General features: G+C 67.7%; 14 protein-coding genes. 7 read left to right on the top strand and 7 right to left on the bottom strand.

The annotated features are described in order from the left end of the window. Positions 1–69: 69 nt before the first annotated feature. The 4 genes from DW298_RS14310 to DW298_RS14295 all read right to left on the bottom strand — a co-directional run bounded on the left by DW298_RS14310 (position 70) and on the right by DW298_RS14295 (position 4,123). Positions 70–882 (bottom strand): ABC transporter permease, encoded by an 813-nt coding sequence (locus tag DW298_RS14310; protein WP_136043135.1) that lies wholly within the window; start codon positions 880–882, stop codon positions 70–72. A gap of 7 nt (positions 883–889) precedes the next feature. Beyond that, complete coding sequence (locus DW298_RS14305; RefSeq protein WP_136043134.1) at positions 890–1,717, bottom strand: ABC transporter permease; 828 nt, start codon at positions 1,715–1,717, stop codon at positions 890–892. Positions 1,718–1,791: 74 nt separating this feature from the next. Next, positions 1,792–2,979, bottom strand: a complete 1,188-nt coding sequence (locus DW298_RS14300; RefSeq protein ID WP_136043133.1) for an extracellular solute-binding protein — start codon at positions 2,977–2,979, stop codon at positions 1,792–1,794. A gap of 76 nt (positions 2,980–3,055) precedes the next feature. Continuing rightward, the gene (locus DW298_RS14295; protein WP_136043201.1) at positions 3,056–4,123 is read right to left on the bottom strand and encodes an ABC transporter ATP-binding protein; all 1,068 of its coding nucleotides are present in this window, start codon (positions 4,121–4,123) and stop codon (positions 3,056–3,058) included. Positions 4,124–4,239: 116 nt separating this feature from the next. On the opposite strand from DW298_RS14295, the gene DW298_RS14290 reads away from it, so the two are divergent. From DW298_RS14290 to DW298_RS14270, 5 genes are read left to right on the top strand one after another with little or no spacing between them, the layout of a single operon-like run. Further along, positions 4,240–5,031: a GntR family transcriptional regulator gene (locus tag DW298_RS14290; RefSeq protein ID WP_136043132.1), complete on the top strand. Its 792-nt coding sequence runs from the start codon at positions 4,240–4,242 to the stop codon at positions 5,029–5,031. A gap of 37 nt (positions 5,032–5,068) precedes the next feature. Further along, positions 5,069–5,770, top strand: coding sequence for a cache domain-containing protein (locus tag DW298_RS14285; protein WP_136043131.1), 702 nt, complete (start codon positions 5,069–5,071; stop codon positions 5,768–5,770). A gap of 52 nt (positions 5,771–5,822) precedes the next feature. Next, complete coding sequence (locus DW298_RS14280; protein ID WP_136043130.1) at positions 5,823–6,608, top strand: DNA/RNA non-specific endonuclease; 786 nt, start codon at positions 5,823–5,825, stop codon at positions 6,606–6,608. 27 nt (positions 6,609–6,635) lie between these two features. Next, complete coding sequence (locus tag DW298_RS14275) at positions 6,636–7,349, top strand: hypothetical protein (RefSeq protein WP_136043129.1); 714 nt, start codon at positions 6,636–6,638, stop codon at positions 7,347–7,349. Positions 7,350–7,408: 59 nt separating this feature from the next. Next, a complete protein-coding gene (locus tag DW298_RS14270; RefSeq protein WP_136043128.1) occupies positions 7,409–8,428 on the top strand; it encodes a LacI family DNA-binding transcriptional regulator in 1,020 nt (339 codons plus the stop codon). A 68-nt stretch (positions 8,429–8,496) separates the two neighbouring features. Here the strand turns inward: DW298_RS14270 and DW298_RS14265 are convergent, their stop codons facing one another. From DW298_RS14265 to DW298_RS14255, 3 genes are all read right to left on the bottom strand, one after another. Continuing rightward, positions 8,497–10,650: an RICIN domain-containing protein gene (locus DW298_RS14265; RefSeq protein ID WP_240745141.1), complete on the bottom strand. Its 2,154-nt coding sequence runs from the start codon at positions 10,648–10,650 to the stop codon at positions 8,497–8,499. 181 nt (positions 10,651–10,831) lie between these two features. Next, positions 10,832–12,064 (bottom strand): family 1 glycosylhydrolase, encoded by a 1,233-nt coding sequence (locus DW298_RS14260; RefSeq protein ID WP_240745140.1) that lies wholly within the window; start codon positions 12,062–12,064, stop codon positions 10,832–10,834. A gap of 127 nt (positions 12,065–12,191) precedes the next feature. Beyond that, entirely contained in the window at positions 12,192–13,448 is a 1,257-nt protein-coding gene (locus DW298_RS14255) for an ABC transporter substrate-binding protein (protein WP_136043126.1), read from the bottom strand. Between the two features lie 245 nt (positions 13,449–13,693). On the opposite strand from DW298_RS14255, the gene DW298_RS14250 reads away from it, so the two are divergent. Both DW298_RS14250 and DW298_RS14245 read left to right on the top strand, forming a co-directional pair. Next, on the top strand, positions 13,694–14,644 hold the full coding sequence (locus DW298_RS14250; RefSeq protein WP_136043125.1) for a sugar ABC transporter permease: 951 nt from the start codon (positions 13,694–13,696) through the stop codon (positions 14,642–14,644). Next, complete coding sequence (locus tag DW298_RS14245; RefSeq protein ID WP_136043124.1) at positions 14,641–15,495, top strand: carbohydrate ABC transporter permease; 855 nt, start codon at positions 14,641–14,643, stop codon at positions 15,493–15,495. The genes DW298_RS14250 and DW298_RS14245 overlap by 4 nt, the downstream gene beginning before the upstream one ends. Positions 15,496–15,533: the final 38 nt, after the last annotated feature.

The following is a 15,533-nucleotide window of genomic DNA, read 5'->3' as shown; positions in this document are numbered from 1 at the left end:
CCTGACTGCAGCCCCCTGCAGTCCCCCAGATCGGAGCGAGCACCGCATCCGGCGACGCCCGCGCCCGCGTCAGTGGCGCTCGTCGACCTCCTTCCCGAGCCGCTGTGAGATCCACACCGGGATGAAGGACGCGACGATGACGACCGTCGCGACGACGTTGACGACGTTGGCCTCGTTGGGCCGCGCCATCTGGTTCATGATCCACAGCGGCAGGGTGTCGACGCCGGGAGGAGCGGTGAAGATCGTGACGTACACCTCGTCGAAGCTGAGGGCGAAGGCGAGGATGGCGCCGGCGATGAGAGCGCTGCGGAACTGCGGGAGGGTCACCAACACGAACGTCTGCCACGGGCTCGCCCCGAGATCCTTCGACGCCTCTTCGATGCCGGGGTTCATCCGTCGCAGCCGGGCGAGCACGTTGTTGAACACCATGACGATGCAGAAGGTGCCGTGCGCGATGATCATGCCGTAGAAGCCGACCTGGATGCCGATGGGCTCGAGCAGCTGGTTGTAGGTGTTGTTGAGCGCGACACCGGTGACGATGCCCGGCAGGGCGATCGGCAGCACCACGAGGAGGTTCACGGCGCGCTGGCCGAAGAACGAGTACCGCTGGAGCGCGAAGGCCACGAGCGTTCCGAGGATCACCGCGATCACCGTCGCCCCGGAGGCGACGAGCACCGAGTTCAGCAGAGCTGCGCGCACGGGTTCGCTCGTGAACGCCTTGCCCCACCATTCGAGCGAGAACCCGGCGACCGGCCAGCTCACGATGCGGGCGGAGTTGAACGAGTTGAGCACGACGAGCGCGAGCGGGATGTACATGAACGCGAGCACGATCGCGACGATGACGCCGAGCACGATCTTGGAGGTGCGGGACAGTCTCAGCATGCGCGACTCACATCCTTTCCAGGGCACCGGTGCGCTGAACGCTCACCAGGTAGACGACGACGAACGCGATGGGGACCAGCGAGTACGCGGCCGCCAGCGGCGGGTTCAGGTTGATGTTCGACGCGATCACGCTGCCGATCATCTGCGTGTCGCCGCCGACGAACCGGGCGACGAGGTAGTCGCCGAGGCTCAGCGAGAACGTGAAGACCGATCCGGCGATCAGGGCCGGTTTGATGAGCGGGAGCACGACCGAGATGATCGTGCGCCACGACCCCGCACCGAGATCGGCGGAGGCGTCGAAGAGGTTGGGCGGCACCTGGCGGATCGCGGTGTAGACGGGCACCGCCATGTACGGCAGCCACAGGTACGTGAGGGTCAGCACGACGGTCAGGATGCTGAAGCCGGGGCCGGAGAGCCCGAACGGCGCGAGCAGCCAGTTCGCGAAGCCCTGCTCCGTGAACGTGATCCGCATCGCGAGCACCTTGACCAGGTATCCGGCCCACAGCGGCAGAGTGATCGAAACCGCGAGCAGCGCCCGCAGCCAGGGCGACGCGACCTTCGCCATGAAGATGCCGAGAGGCACGGAGATGAGCACCGCGAGCACCGTCACGGCCAGCGCGATCCCGAGGGTGCGTAGAGACGTCGACAGGTAGGCGGGGTTGACGAAGAGCTGCTCGAAGTTGCGCAGCGTGAATCCGGGCTTCACTTTCGAGGTGAAGGGGTCGGTGATCCAGAAGGCGGTCACGAGGAGCATGACCAGCGAGAAGATGTAGATCCCGATGAGCCAGGTCATCGGAAGAGCGAGGAGCCCGGCGATGCGGAGGCGGCGCTTCATGTCGATCCCGTTCGTGGTGGCGGAAGATCTGCGGAGGTGAGGGGCGGGCCGGGAGACCCGCCCCTCGATGCGGCTCAGCCCTTGACCGAGAGCCAGGCGTCCGTCCACTGCTGGAAGTTGGTGCAGGTGACTTCGGTGCGGCCGTCGATGCACTGCTCGATCGGAGTCGTCCAGAACCACACGTCCTTGAAGTACTCCTCGTCCGTGGCGTTGAAGTAGTCGCAGTGCGCCTTCGCCTCGTCGCTGGTGTCGCAGAAGGCGGCGTTCGCGGGAGCCATGCCGAAGTTCATCGCGATCGCGCCGTTCACCTCCGGCGAGGACGAGTAGTCCATCCACGCGTAGGCGCAGTTCGGGTTCTTCGACTCGGTCGCCATCATCCAGGCGTCCGACCACCCGGTCGAGCCCTCTTCCGGGAGCACGCTCTTGAACTTGTCGTCCTCGGTCAGCTTGCGCAGCACCTCCCACGACGTGCCGAGCACCGTGGTGCCGCCCGCGAACGAGGTGATCTGCGCGGCCGGGTCGGACCAGTACTCGGAGACGATGTCGTTCTGCTGCTTGAGCAGCTCGATCGCCGCATCCAGCTGCTCCTGGTCGAGCGCGTAGGGGTTCGTGATGCCGAGGTCGGGCTCGTGCGCCATCAGGTACACCGCGGCGTCGGCGATGTAGATCGGGGCGTCGTAGGCGATGACCTTGCCCGCGTAGGGGCTGTCCTTCTCCCACGCGATGTCCCAGCTGGTGGGCTCCTCGGTGACGACCTCGCTGTTGTACTGGAGGATGTTCGCGCCGCGGCCGATCGGGATGCCGTAGGACTTGCCGTTGATGGTGTCGTAGATCTGGCCCTTCATGCCCTCGACGATGTCGTCGCCGAAGTTCGGGATGAGCTCGAGGTTCAGCGGCTGCACGTCGCCGCCCGCGATCAGGCGCAGGCTCGCGTCACCCGAGGCCGAGACCAGGTCGTAGTCGCCGGTGCGCATGAGCTGGACCATCTCGTCGCTGGTGCCGGCGACGCGGCGGTTCACGACGCAGCCGGTCTCGGTGGTGAAGGCGTCGCTCCAGGCGGGCTCGACGAAGCCACTCCAGGCGACGATGTTGACCTCGCCCTCGTAGTCGCCGAGCTCCTCCTGCATGGCGATGTCGGGAACGTCGATCTGGAGTCCGCCGCCTCCTTCGGCCGGCGCCTCCTCTCCGCCGGTGGAACAGCCGGACAGGGCCAGGGCGGCGACCGCGGTCATCGCCGCGGTGGCCAGGATCTTCTTACGCATGGATCGCTCCTTCGTGATCGGTGCTGCAGGTATGTGCATGGGTGTTCGTGTGTTGCGGTGTTTCGGGTTCGGTGTTTCAGGGAAGCCGAGCCGCGTGGTCGGGAGACCAGACGGCACGGACGTGGTGCCCTCGGCCGAGATCGTCGTCGGCGGAGTGGCGCGCGTTCGGGCGCTCGGCGATGAGGTCGAGGCCCGCGTCGGTCGCGACGAGGTAGCGGGTGGCGGGGCCGGTGTAGACGACCTCGCTGATCGTGCCCGTGAGAGACACCTCGCCCGCGGCGAGCGCCGCATCCGGTCCGGTCAGCCGCATGCGCTCGGGCCGCACGCTCATGGTGCGTCGGTCGCCGGTCAGGCTCTCGGCCAGCTCTCCGCCGATGAGGTTCGACAGCCCGAGGAAGCGTGCGACGAACTCGGTCTGCGGGCGCTCGTACACGTCGCGTGCAGTGCCCACCTGCTCGATCCGGCCGCCGTTGAACACCGCGACGCGGTCGCTGAGAGTGAGGGCCTCCTCCTGGTCGTGCGTGACGAAGATGAAGGTGATGCCGACCTCGCGCTGGATCTGCTTGAGCTCGATCTGCATCTGCTCGCGGAGTTGCTTGTCGAGCGCGCCGAGCGGCTCGTCGAGCAGCAGCACCTGGGGGCGCAGGATGAGGGCGCGGGCCAGCGCGATCCGCTGCCGCTGCCCGCCGGAGAGCTGGTGCGGCAGGCGGTCGGCGACGTGGTCGAGGCGCACTTGCTCCAGCGAGGTCTGCACCCGTGCAGCCCTGGCGCTCTTGCCCTCGCCGCGGACGCGCAGTCCGTAGCCGACGTTGTCGGCGATGGTCAGGTGCGGGAAGAGCGCGTAGTCCTGGAAGACGGTGTTGACCGGACGGGCGTGCGGAGGGGTCTTGGTCACGTCGACGCCGGAGAGGCGGATGCTGCCGGACGTGGTGTCTTCGAAGCCGGCGATCATGCGCAGCACCGTCGTCTTGCCCGAGCCGGAGGGCCCGAGCATCGACAGGAACTCCCCCGAGGCGACCTCGAGGTCGAGGTCGCGGACGGCGGTGAACTCGCCGAACGACTTCGTGACGCCGCTCAGGGTCACCGTCCCGTCGGGGCGGGCGGCCTCTGAGGGTGCGGGTGCTGCGGGTGCCGTGGCGATCATCTCGCGCTCCTCGGTCATCGTCGAACTCGGAAGATTCCCAAAACATATAAACCCAGAGGTAATATGTCAACAGCGAGTTTCTTGGGTATGGTGAGCGCGGAAGGGAGAATCGCAGAATGGCATCGAGCACGACGACGCATCCGACGCACGCCCCTGCCGCGCCTTCTCCCGACGCGGAGCACGAACAACCGCACCGACTGCAGGGGGCTCTGTTCCAGCCCATCGGCGACGAGGGCAGGGCCGAGCTCGTCGAGCGTCGCCTGGTCGACGCGATCACCCGCGGCCACCTCCGTGCCGGCGAGCGCCTCCCCTCCGAGGCCGACCTCAGCAAGAGCCTCGGGGTCGCTCCGGTGACCGTGCGCGAGGCGTTGCTCGCGCTGCGTGGCCGCGGCCTCGTCGTGACCCGACGGGGGCGCAACGGCGGCAGCTTCGTCGCTGCGCACGCCGATCCCCTGACCTTCGCGCGGGAAGCGGTGCGGCGCACCTCGCGCCTCGCCCTGCGCGATCTGGGCGCGCACTACGCCGCCATCACCGGTGCGTGCGTCCGCCTGGCCGCGAGGCGCGCCGACCCCAGCGAGACGCAGCGGGTGCGCCGCCGGATGGACCGGATCGACGAGCTCGACACCGAGGCGCAGCGCCGGCTGCTCGACGACGTGCAGATCGAGATCGTCGCCCTCAGCCAGTCCGCGCGACTGACGCGCGAGCAGATGAAGCTGCAGGCCGAGCTCTCGCCGTACCTGCGTCTCGTCGCGCACGAGACCGAGAACCTTCGACGGCAGGCCGCGCACCTCGCCGCCGTCATCGACGCCGTGGAGGCCGGAGACCCCGACGCCGCCGGGGCGAGGACCGAGCTCATGGCCGCCGAGACCATCGACGCGCTGATCCGGCTCCAGGCCGCGAACGGCTAGTTCCGAAGACCCGCATCGACGTGCACAGGAGGACGCGATGAACACAGCAACCGACACCGCCACCCAGGCCGCGGCCGCGATCGTGGAGGACTACTTCTCCGCGCCCGTGCGCGCCCTCGTCGACTGGGTGGGGCCGTTCGCCACCCAGGTCGCCGGTGCCAGGGCCACCGGACCGCTCACCCGCTCGAAGATCGATGCCCTGGTGCGCCCGCATGCCCTGAAGACACTCGACCTGCGCGGCGTGCCCGTCTACGGCGCCGGGTTCATCGCGGCGATCGATCTGCTCGCCGACGCCCACAGTCACCTGGCGTGGTGGCAGGGCGACGACCGGCGCCAGCTCGTGCTCGCCTCGCAGTCGCTCAACAAGGAGAACATCGACTACAGCGCGCTCGAGTGGTACCGCGTGCCGATGACCACCGGCGAGCCGCATGTGGCCGGCCCGTACGTCGACTACCTCTGCAGCGACGAGTACACGATCACGATCGCCGTGCCCGCCGATGTGGACGGACAGCGGATCGGCGTCGCCGGACTCGATCTGCTCGTCTCAGCGGTCGAGCGGGACCTGACCCACCGGTTCGCCGCGCTGGGCAGCGAGGTCACGCTGACGAACGGCGTCGGGCGGGTGGTGGTGTCGACCGATCCGCGATGGGCGACCGGCGACTCGGTGCGCGGCAGCGGTCTCGCCGACCTCCCGCGGGTGGCGTGCCCCACCGTCGCGCTCGACGTGATCGTCGGCTGAACTGACTGACCTGAGCTGTGCGCGCGTCGGTGGCACCGGGCACGATGGAGACATGACCGACGGCTACGACCCGGAATTCCTCGCCGACCGAGTGCCCCTCCCGCGCCCGGCACAGGCCGTGCGCCCGCTTCCCTATCCGCGCTTCACGGTGCTCCTCGATCCCGCGCGGCGGCTCGCCGCAGTGACCGCGGTGAACATCGACGGCGCGTCCCTGCAGGACCTGCCGCGCACCGGCGACTGGCGGCTCGACGAACGCGTACCGGCCGCCGAGCAGACCGGAGCCGAGGTATACGCGCGCAATGACCTCGACCGCGGGCACCTCGTGCGCCGCCGTGATCCCGGATGGGGGTCGGCCGACGCGGCACGAGCCGCCACCGAGGCGACCTTCTTCTACCCGAACGCCGCGCCGCAGGCTGCGGGGTTCAACCAGTCGAAGGAACTCTGGCTCGGCCTCGAAGACCATGTACTGGCCTACGCCGAGGCCACCGATCAGCGGGTGTCGGTCTTCACCGCGCCGATCCTCGCCGACGACGACCCGCCCTACCGCGGGATCCGGATCCCGCTGCGGTTCTGGAAGATCGCCGCCTGGCAGGGTTCCGAGGGGCTCGCCGCCACCGGCTTCGTGCTCGATCAGTCCGAGCTCGTCGACACGCGGGAGGGGGCGCTCGCCGTGCCGCCTCTCGGGGCTTTCCGCACCTTCCAAGTGCCGGTCGCCGACATCGCGGCCCTGACCGGCATCGGCCTCGGACCGCTGCCGGAAGCGGATGTGGGAGAGCGACGGGGAGCCCGCGAGATGGGATGGCGGAGTCTGGACTCTGCGGACGACATCCTGTTGTGACGCGGCCCGACGGGGCACACTGGACCGATGGAGTTCAGCGGAGTGGTCCCGATGGATGCGCCGGACCCGAGCATCGAGTCGGAGGCCCGGGTACGCAGCCTTCCCTTCCCCGTCTTCGAGCTCAGGCCGCAACCGGCGCTCACGCGCATACCGATCGCCAGCTTCACGGAGATCGGCGGCGCAACCGGGCGCGAAGAGATCTCCGCGGCGTTCAGCTACACGCTGTGGCGGTATCCCGACGACCACGCCGACCCGCGCAATGAGATCGAGCTGGACGAGGCGACGAGGCGTTCCCTCGACGACGAACCTCCGTGGGGACGACCGGCCTGGCTGATCGAGCAGGTGAAGGTGTTCCGGTACCCGATGCTGTGGGAGGCGGTGCGCACCACCTGGAATGCCTCGCCTGCCCGCGAGGGGACCAGCCTCGCTGAGCAGCTCGTCGACCACACCAACCACATCCTGCGCAACCAGTTCCGCGAAGAGCTCGGCCTCTCCTGGGATCCGCGCGCCGACGATGACGCGTGGGCCGCCACGACCACCGCGGCATCCGAGACCTCGGTCGAGGTCGACGGACGTGATCACCCCGCGTTGCAGATCGACACCGACCCGTTCGTCTACGGCGTCGGATTCCGGATCGACGAGCATGTCGTGTGCACGGCCGTGGTTCCGCGCGACGCTCTGCCCCTCGTCGACCTCTCCTTCACGCTGTTCTCGACGCGGGAAGAGGAGCCTCATCCCTAAGCGTCGAGAGCTTTACGACGTTGTATCATCAAGGACGGTGTTGACGTCTGGGAGGTCGAATGGCAGCCACCCTCCACGACGTGGCGAATCTCGCCGGCGTCTCGATAAAGACGGTCTCGAACGTCGTCAACGACTATCCGCACGTCAAGGAGTCGACGAGAACCCGCGTTCGCGAGGCGATCGAGGAGCTCAACTACCAGCCGAACCTGTCGGCACGCTCGCTGCGTTCCGGGCGGAGCGGGGTGATCGGGCTGGTGCTTCCCGAGTTGAGCCTCAGCTACTTCGGGGAACTCGCTGACGCGGTCATCGCCGAGGCGGAGAAGCACGGTCTCGTGGTCTTGATCGAGAAGACCGGCGCCGACCGCGACCGCGAGATCGCCGTTCTGACGAGCCCGCGCATGCAACTCACCGACGGACTCATCTTCAGCCCGCTCGGCATGGGCCCGGCGGATGCTCATCACTTCGAGGTCGACTTCCCGGTGGTGCTGCTCGGTGAGCGCATCTTCGGCGGACCGGTCGATCACGTCACCATGCGCAACGTCGAGGCTGCGCAGGCCGCGACGGAACTCCTCCTGAAGGCCGGGCGACGACGCATCGCCCTCGTCGGCGCGCACGTCGATGAGGATGTCGGGTCCGCCGCCCTGCGCACGCAGGGCTACGAGCAGGCACTCGCCGCAGCCGGCATCGAGATCGATCCGTCGCTGGTGCGGTACACGACCCTCTGGCATCGATCGAACGGCGCCGCCGCGATCCGGGACCTTCTGAACGACGGCGTCGCGTTCGATGCCGTCTTCGGGCTCAACGACGCCCTCGCGCTGGGTGCGATGCGCGCCCTCCAGGAGGCCGGTCTCCGCATCCCCGACGACGTCTCGGTGGTGGGCTTCGACGACATCGACGAGGCCCAGTACACGCTCCCGAGCCTGTCGACCATCGATCCCGGCCGGGAGCAGATCGCCGCTCTCGCCGTGGAGCTCCTCCTCGCCCGCATCCGCGACGGCGGCGGTCGACCAGCGGAGCCTCGAGAAGTGCTGGTCGACTTCGAGGTGGTCGTCCGCGAATCCGCCGTCCCTGCGGACTGAACCGCGTCGGGCAGAGACGCGGAGCGGCCGATGTCTCCGACCGCTCCGCGCCCCTCATCACTCCGGCGTCACTGGATGCCCTCCTTGACGAGGCGCCACTCCTGGCACGCCGCTCCTGTCGGGCCCCACTGCTGCGCGACCGCACCGTCGGTCGTCGAGCAGGAGCCGATCTCGAGGAGCTTCGCGCTGTTCGCGTTGGCGACGGTCCAATACCCCGCGCTGTTGGGCGACAGGTTCCAGCGCTGCGTCGCGGTGCCGGTCGCCGACCGCTGGACTGCGCCGACACCGTCAGCGGTGGAGGCGCCCGGGATCTCGAGCAGCTTCCGGCTGTTCTTGTTCACGAGCTCGAACGTCCCCCCGGTCGCGGGCTGCACCTTCCACACCTGAGTGGCGTTCGCCGTCGGCCCCCACTGCCCGGCGGCGGCGCCGTCGGTCGTGAGTGCCGACAGGATCTCGAGGAGTTTCCCGCTGTTGCGGTTCTGCACCTGGAACGTCGCCGGCAGGGTCGTGCCGCTCTTGTGGAGCTGGATCTGATCGAGTTCCGCGAAGGTTCCCGAGTAGGCGAACCGCACCGTGTTCGAACCAGCGTTGAGGGTCACGGTCTTCTGCGCCCAGAGGTAGCGCCCCCAGTCAGCGGTGGCGGGATAGCTGATGTTCGTCGCTGCCCCTCCGTTCACCGAGACCGCGTGACCGCTCGTGGACCCCATGCCGTTGGCGTACCTCACGTTGAGCTCGTAGGTACCCGCCTGCGGAGCATCGACGGTGAAGGTCACCGAGCTGTCCGCGAAGTTGATGTTGCCGACCTTGCTCCCGTTCGAGGCGTCGCCGTGCGTCACGAGGGTGGTGTTCGTCCGTGCAGCGTTCTCCGCCTCGTACGAGGTCGCCGTGAGCGGGATCGTCCCGACCCGGATGTCGTTGTAGAGATAGGTCTGACTGGGGTTCGACAGGTTCGGCCGGTAGTTGTCGACGTTCACCGCCTGGTACAGCGTGCGTCCGTCGGGGCTGTAGTCGATCCCCTGCGCGAAGCCGGTGATGGAGCTCGGACCGTTGAACGTCACCGCGAAGGGCAGTCGCTCCCACGGGCCGGCGCCGAGGTTGTAGTTGACGAAGAAGTTCTGGCCGCCGTCGAGGTTGCCGGCGGCGTCAAGCCCCCATTTCGAGGCGACGACGATCATTCCCTTCGGTCCCCCGGTGGGCACCCACTTCACCGTCGGCGAGGATCCGATCCCACGGCCGTCGGCGAGTTCGACCGGCGTGCCCAGACTCGTCGTCGAACCCCAGTTGAGGCCATCGGGCGACTTCTTGAAGAACACCGGCGAGGCGTTCGAGAACGCGTATCCCTGAGCGTTGACCACTTCGTAGGTCGCGATGTACGAGCCGTCGGGCAACTTGTCCACCGTGATCATGCCGGGACGATGCGTGGAGTCGGTGGGCGCCGACACGTTCGAGAGGGCGCCCCATGTCAGACCGCCGTCGAGCGAGCGCCGGTAGGAGACGGCCTGAAGGACGCCGTTCGCCTTCTGCCGCTCATCCGAGAAGTAGGCGACGAGCCCTCCCCCTCCGTCGATCGCCAGAGTCGGCTCCCAGACGGTCGTGGTCGTGGAAGTCGGCGAGGGGTCGTAGATCGCCGGTCCGCCCGTGTCGATCGTGCTCACGTAGCTCCAGGATGACCCTCGGTCGGTGCTCTTGTAGACGACGAGCTTGGTCACCGACGACGCGGCGTTGCGGTCGGCCGGCCTGATCTGACCGGTGAGCAGGATGGTGCCCGCCGCGAGGTTCCCGGTCGTCTGCGGCACCTCGAAGAGGAAAGGCTGCGCCAGGCGGTCGAGCTGTGTCGTGCTCTCCTGACCGGCGGTCCCGGGGAACTGCAGTCCCGGGTTGACCGCCGAGATCTTCTGCCAGCTCGCGCCGTCGTTCGTGCTCCGGAAGATCGGCCATTCCTGGTGGCACGCCAGGGCGGGGTTCGCGAGGCACGCCTGTGTATCCGTCGTGGGGTTGGAGCTAGGGTTCACGTCCTTGATCAGGCGTCCGTCGTCGAACGTGTTCAGCAGCGTCCCGTTGGAGGTGCCGTTGTGCTTGAGGGCGATGATCTTCGCGTAGGCCGTGCCCGTCGCGTCTCCGCCCTCGTCGTTGAACGACGAACCGTTCGGTGGCGCGTACACCAGGGATCCGTTGCCCGTCGTCACCGCCTGCGCACTCGTGGCGACGAACCCCGTCGCCACGAGTGCCAGCGTCGCAGCGAGGGCGGACAGTCCTGCCAGCCTCCCGCGAGATCTCTGTACCGATAACCGCTTCATTGCGTCCTCCAGGTCTGAGGTCCTGACGCGGGGATCCCCATCAGGATTTACATCGTTGTAAATGGAGAATTGCACAACGTTGTAAATCCGTCAAGAGTCGCGACGATCAGGCCCGCGAATGCCGCAGGAAGGCGTCGGCCACCGGCGTGCGATGCCGCTGGAGCACGCCGTCCTCGTCTTCCTCGAGCGCCCACAGGCCCATGCGGAGGCGGTAGTCCATGGGCTTCCCGTCGCCCGGGCGATACGACCACTCGACCATGTCCGTGATGCACCACCACGTGTACCCGATGACGTCGACGCCGGCCGCGCGGAGTTCCTCGATCGCTGCGATCGACGCATCCATCCAGGCGATCCGCTCATCGACGGTGCCGGTGTAGCTCGTCTCCGTCAGGAAGACGGGCCGGCCGTACCGCGCGGCGAACGACTCGATAACGTCGGCCAGCCCTGCGGTGCCGGCATCCAGGCGCGGCCGAAGATCGCGGGGGCCACCCGTATGCACGACGCCCGCTTCGAACACCTCCGTGGAGTGCTGCGGGTAGTAGTTGACCCCGACGACGTCCGGCATCGCCGTGTTCTCGAGAGCCCAGGCGAAGTCCTCGTCGGTGAACCCGTTCTCCCGCAGGTACGGGGCGAGCGGGTGGTCGTCGCCGACGCGGCCCATCACGAGGTCCTGCACGATGTACGCGCGCTGCCGCAGGTTCTCATGGGTCTCGCTGTGCGCGGCGGTGTCCCCGGCGAACCGGAACGATGCCTCCACGTGCACGAAGTCGGCATCCGGATCGACGGCGGCGATGGCCCGCTGCGTCGTGACGATCCCGCGCGAGATCCCGCGCAAGACCTCGACGAACCCGCGGTCACCGGAACGGTACGGCGGCCACTGCGCGAACTCGCCGCAGTACATGATGTTGAGCAGCGGCTCGTTGAGCGGGGTGTAGTGGCGGATCCGACCCCGATACCGCTCGGCGACGGCGGCCGCGTACTCGGCGACGCGCTCCGGATACTCCGGGTTGACGAACTGATCCTCCAGCCAGAGCGGCGTCCCGTAGTGGACGAGGTCGGCGATGAGTTCGATCCCCAGCTCGTCGAAGCGATCGATCACCGCATCGAGCCACTCCCAGTCCCACACGCCGGGCTCCGGATTGACGCGGTACCAGGGGATCCCCCACCGCACCATCTCGCTGCCGACTTCGGCGCAGTAGCCGAGATCCTCCGACCAGAAGCGGTAGTGCTGCATGAGTTCGTACTCATCCAGCGCGCGCTCCCCCGGTCGCGTCTGCGGGATGAAGGTGTCTTCCACTCCCATGGCGAATCGCAGGCGTCCGTCCTCGAACCAGTTCACGTCGTCATTCTCCTTCTCGGATCGCGGGGATCCGTTCGATGTCTCTGCCGCGCGTCGGGCTCGGGCGCCGGACACACGGCGGCCCGCACCGATCACGAGCGTCGGTGCGGGCAGTCGTGCAGCAGGGTCAGCCGGCCAGGGCCGCCTCCATCTCCTCTTGCGCCGCGCGGAGCAGATCAGCAGGATCGCCTCCGGCGAGCGCCTTCTGCGTGGCGGTGTCGAGTGCGGTGAGCACATCCGTCGACGGGATGACACCGGGCAGGAGTGCGGCGCCATACTCGGACTGCTCGGTGAGGGCCGACACGACGGGGTTCTCCGCGACATCCTCCGCCGACACCTCCGACGTGAGCGGGGGCCAGCCGGAAGCGAGCGACCACGTGACCATGTTCTCCTTCTGGTAGAACCAGGTGAAGAACTTCTCGGCCGCGGCCTTCTCCTCCGCCGACGCCTGCGCGGTGATGCTCATGTCGACAGCGAGGGCCGAGGCGACGATGCCGTCGGGGCCGGCCGGGAGCGGTGCGATGCCGTAGTCGATGCCCGACTCCTCGGAGACGGTGGCGAGCCACGGGCCGCCGAGCGTCATCGCGACCTTCCCCGCACTGAAGAGTCCGTCGGCATCCGCCCCGGTGAGGCCGGTCGGTGAGAACTTTCCGGCGGCGACCGCATCGGACCAGTACGTGAGCGTCTCCACATTCTCGGGCGAATCGACCACGACGTCGCCGTCGGCAGTCACCACATCGCCACCACCGCTCTTGAACAGAGACGGCCAGACGCCGTTGCCAACGGTCGCGTTGTCCTGGAGTGCGAGCCCGTACTGCTCGGGCTCACCGTCCCCGTTCGCGTCGATGGTGAGCGCAGTGGCTGCCGCGACCCACTCGTCCCAGGTCGTCGGCACAGAGACACCGGCTGCCTCGAACATCGCGACGTTGTAGAACATCGTCAGCGGAGTGAAGCTCAGCGGAGCCCCGAAGCGCTCGCCGTCGACGATACCGGTATCGACGGCGCCGGGGTTGAGGACATCCGCGGCGCTGTCGCTCTCGTACCAGTCGTCGAGCGGCTGGAGAGCGCCCTTCGACGCGAAGACCGGGATGTTCTCCGGCGGGATCGCCATGAGCTGCGGCCCCTTCTTCGCGGTCAGTGCCGGGAGCGCCGAGTCGAGGAGCGTCGCCCAGGGCTTGACCGCCGGGGTGATCTTCACCTCGTCCTGAGACTCGTTGAACTCGGCGACGAGATCGTTCAGCACCTCGCCATCCGCCTCGGTGTAGCCGTGCCAGAAATCGAGCTCGATGACCCCGCCCTCTTCGGACGGGGTGCCGGCCGACGAGCAGCCGGCCAGGGCGAGCAGAAGGACGCTCGCGAACGCTGCGGGTAGTGCTTTCTTCATCAGGGGAACCTCCACTGTTCGACCACTCTGTCGGCGCGGAGGACGGGTGTCCTCATCATCGCTTTACAACGTTGTAAGTAAACGTTATAGAGGTTATGGTTCTCGATGTTCCGAGAAATGTCAAGCCGCTCGGTCCGCCATCCGCACAGCGCTCGCCCGCGGCGGCCCGAGAACCGGAATCGCGAGTTGACGAGCCGCCCCGAGGTCCTTACTGTGTGGGTTACAACGTTGTAGAGAGAGTGACGATGACTGCCACGACTTCCCCACCCGCCCGACGCCGGCGCCCTCCGGCGCAGCTCGGCGGACGCGGCCCGATCGGCGGCGCCGCGAAGCGCCGCCTCACGATCCTCGCCTTCCTCGTGCCCGCGCTGACGATCCTCGCCCTGTTCGTCTTCTGGCCGATGGTGTCCGCACTCCGGCTCTCCTTCACCGATGCGAGCGGGTTCGGCCTCGAGGAGTACGTGGGGTTCGCCAACTACATCGAGGTCTTCACCGACTCCGAGATGCTCCAGTCGATGGGCAACACGGTGCTCTACACCGTGCTCTTCACTCCCCTGGCCGTCGTGCTCGCCCTCCTGCTCGCCCTCGCGCTCAACAGCCCGAACCTGCCCCTCCGAGGCATGTTTCGCACGTGGCTGTTCCTGCCGTTCATCGTCTCCCTCGCCGTCGCCGCGTTCGCCTGGCAGTACCTCCTCGACCCGCAGGTCGGTCTGCTGAACTACTGGCTGCAGGCCTTCGGCATCCGCATCGGCAACGTGCTCCAGGATCCGGTGCTCGCGATGCCGACGGTGGTCCTGGTCGCGGTGTGGAAGAACTTCGCCTTCTACATGATCGTCTTCCTCGCCGGGCTCCAGGAGATCCCGAAGAGCCTGTACGAGGCGGCGAACATGGACGGCGCCGGCCCCCTCGCGCGCTTCCGCAACGTCACCCTCCCGCTGCTGGGCAACACCACGGGATTCGTGCTCATCATCGCGACGATCGCCGCACTCCAGGCCTTCGACCAGATCTACGTCCTCACCGGCGGCGGGCCGTACCGCAGCACGCAGACGATCGTCATGCAGATCTACCAGTCCGGATTCCGTGATCTCGAGCTCGGCTTCGCCTCTGCGGTGTCGTACGTGCTGCTTATCGCGACGCTCCTGCTGAGCCTCGTCCAGTTCGCCCTCTCGGGCCGTCGAGCGAAGGACGCCGCATGACCGACATCGCCCTCTCCCGGCGCCGACCCACGCGACTCCGGGTCGGACGCGGACTCTACTTCCTGGCGATGCTGTTCGTCACGCTCCTGATCCTGCTGCCGATCCTCATCATCGTCTTCACCGCCTTCAAGCCGGTGGCCGAGGTCAACGCCTTCCCGCCCTCGCTCGTGCCGGGGGCATGGACCCTCGACAACTTCGAGCGGATCTTCACGGACCTGCCCTTCGCCCGCCTGATCGTCAACAGCTTCATCTTCGCGGGCGGCGTCACCATCTGTGCACTCGTCTTCGATTCCCTGGCCGCCTACGTGCTCGCCCGCATCGACTTCCGCGGGAGCCGCGTGCTCCTCGTCGTGATCGTGGCGAGCCTGATGATCCCGTTCCAGGCGACGCTCATCCCGATCTACCAGCTGGTGTCTGACTTCGGCTGGGTGAACACCTTCTGGGGCCTCATCATCCCCCGCGCGGCAGATGCCTTCGGGATCTTCTTCCTCCGCCAGTTCTTCCTGTCCCTGCCGCGCGACCTCGACAACGCCGCCCGCATCGACGGGGCTTCGGAGTTCCGGATCTTCCGCAGCGTCGTGCTCCCCAATGCGGTCCCCGCGCTTCTCACGCTGGGCATCTACACGTTCGTCAACAACTGGAACGATCTGCTGTGGCCGCTCGTCTTCACCACGGAGCAGGAGATGGGCACAATCACCTCCGGGCTCACGCTGCTCACGGGGCCCAGCGGCATCATCCCCTACGGCGTGATGATGGCCGGCTCCCTGATCGCTGTGGTGCCGCTCGCGATCATGTTCCTCTTCGTCCAACGACGCTTCATCGAGAGCGTCGCGAGCACCGGGCTCAAGTAGACCGACCATCCGCACGCCGGCCGCGACCCGCTCGCCAG

Source organism: Microbacterium sp. A20 (assembly GCF_004794515.1).
In the GTDB taxonomy this organism is placed as follows: Bacteria; Actinomycetota; Actinomycetes; order Actinomycetales; family Microbacteriaceae; genus Microbacterium.
Note: the sequence above shows the minus strand (reverse complement) of the source record. Positions and strands in the feature narration are given on the sequence as shown.

Excerpts from the sequence above, each read along its gene's own strand:
- DW298_RS14310 (WP_136043135.1), bottom strand. The coding sequence starts at position 882 with ATGCTGAGACTGTCCCGCACCTCCAAGATCGTGCTCGGCGTCATCGTC.
- DW298_RS14305 (WP_136043134.1), bottom strand. The coding sequence starts at position 1,717 with ATGAAGCGCCGCCTCCGCATCGCCGGGCTCCTCGCTCTTCCGATGACC.
- DW298_RS14300 (WP_136043133.1), bottom strand. The coding sequence starts at position 2,979 with ATGCGTAAGAAGATCCTGGCCACCGCGGCGATGACCGCGGTCGCCGCC.
- DW298_RS14295 (WP_136043201.1), bottom strand. The coding sequence starts at position 4,123 with ATGATCGCCACGGCACCCGCAGCACCCGCACCCTCAGAGGCCGCCCGC.
- DW298_RS14290 (WP_136043132.1), top strand. The coding sequence starts at position 4,240 with ATGGCATCGAGCACGACGACGCATCCGACGCACGCCCCTGCCGCGCCT.
- DW298_RS14285 (WP_136043131.1), top strand. The coding sequence starts at position 5,069 with ATGAACACAGCAACCGACACCGCCACCCAGGCCGCGGCCGCGATCGTG.
- DW298_RS14280 (WP_136043130.1), top strand. The coding sequence starts at position 5,823 with ATGACCGACGGCTACGACCCGGAATTCCTCGCCGACCGAGTGCCCCTC.
- DW298_RS14275 (WP_136043129.1), top strand. The coding sequence starts at position 6,636 with ATGGAGTTCAGCGGAGTGGTCCCGATGGATGCGCCGGACCCGAGCATC.
- DW298_RS14270 (WP_136043128.1), top strand. The coding sequence starts at position 7,409 with ATGGCAGCCACCCTCCACGACGTGGCGAATCTCGCCGGCGTCTCGATA.
- DW298_RS14255 (WP_136043126.1), bottom strand. The coding sequence starts at position 13,448 with ATGAAGAAAGCACTACCCGCAGCGTTCGCGAGCGTCCTTCTGCTCGCC.
- DW298_RS14250 (WP_136043125.1), top strand. The coding sequence starts at position 13,694 with ATGACTGCCACGACTTCCCCACCCGCCCGACGCCGGCGCCCTCCGGCG.
- DW298_RS14245 (WP_136043124.1), top strand. The coding sequence starts at position 14,641 with ATGACCGACATCGCCCTCTCCCGGCGCCGACCCACGCGACTCCGGGTC.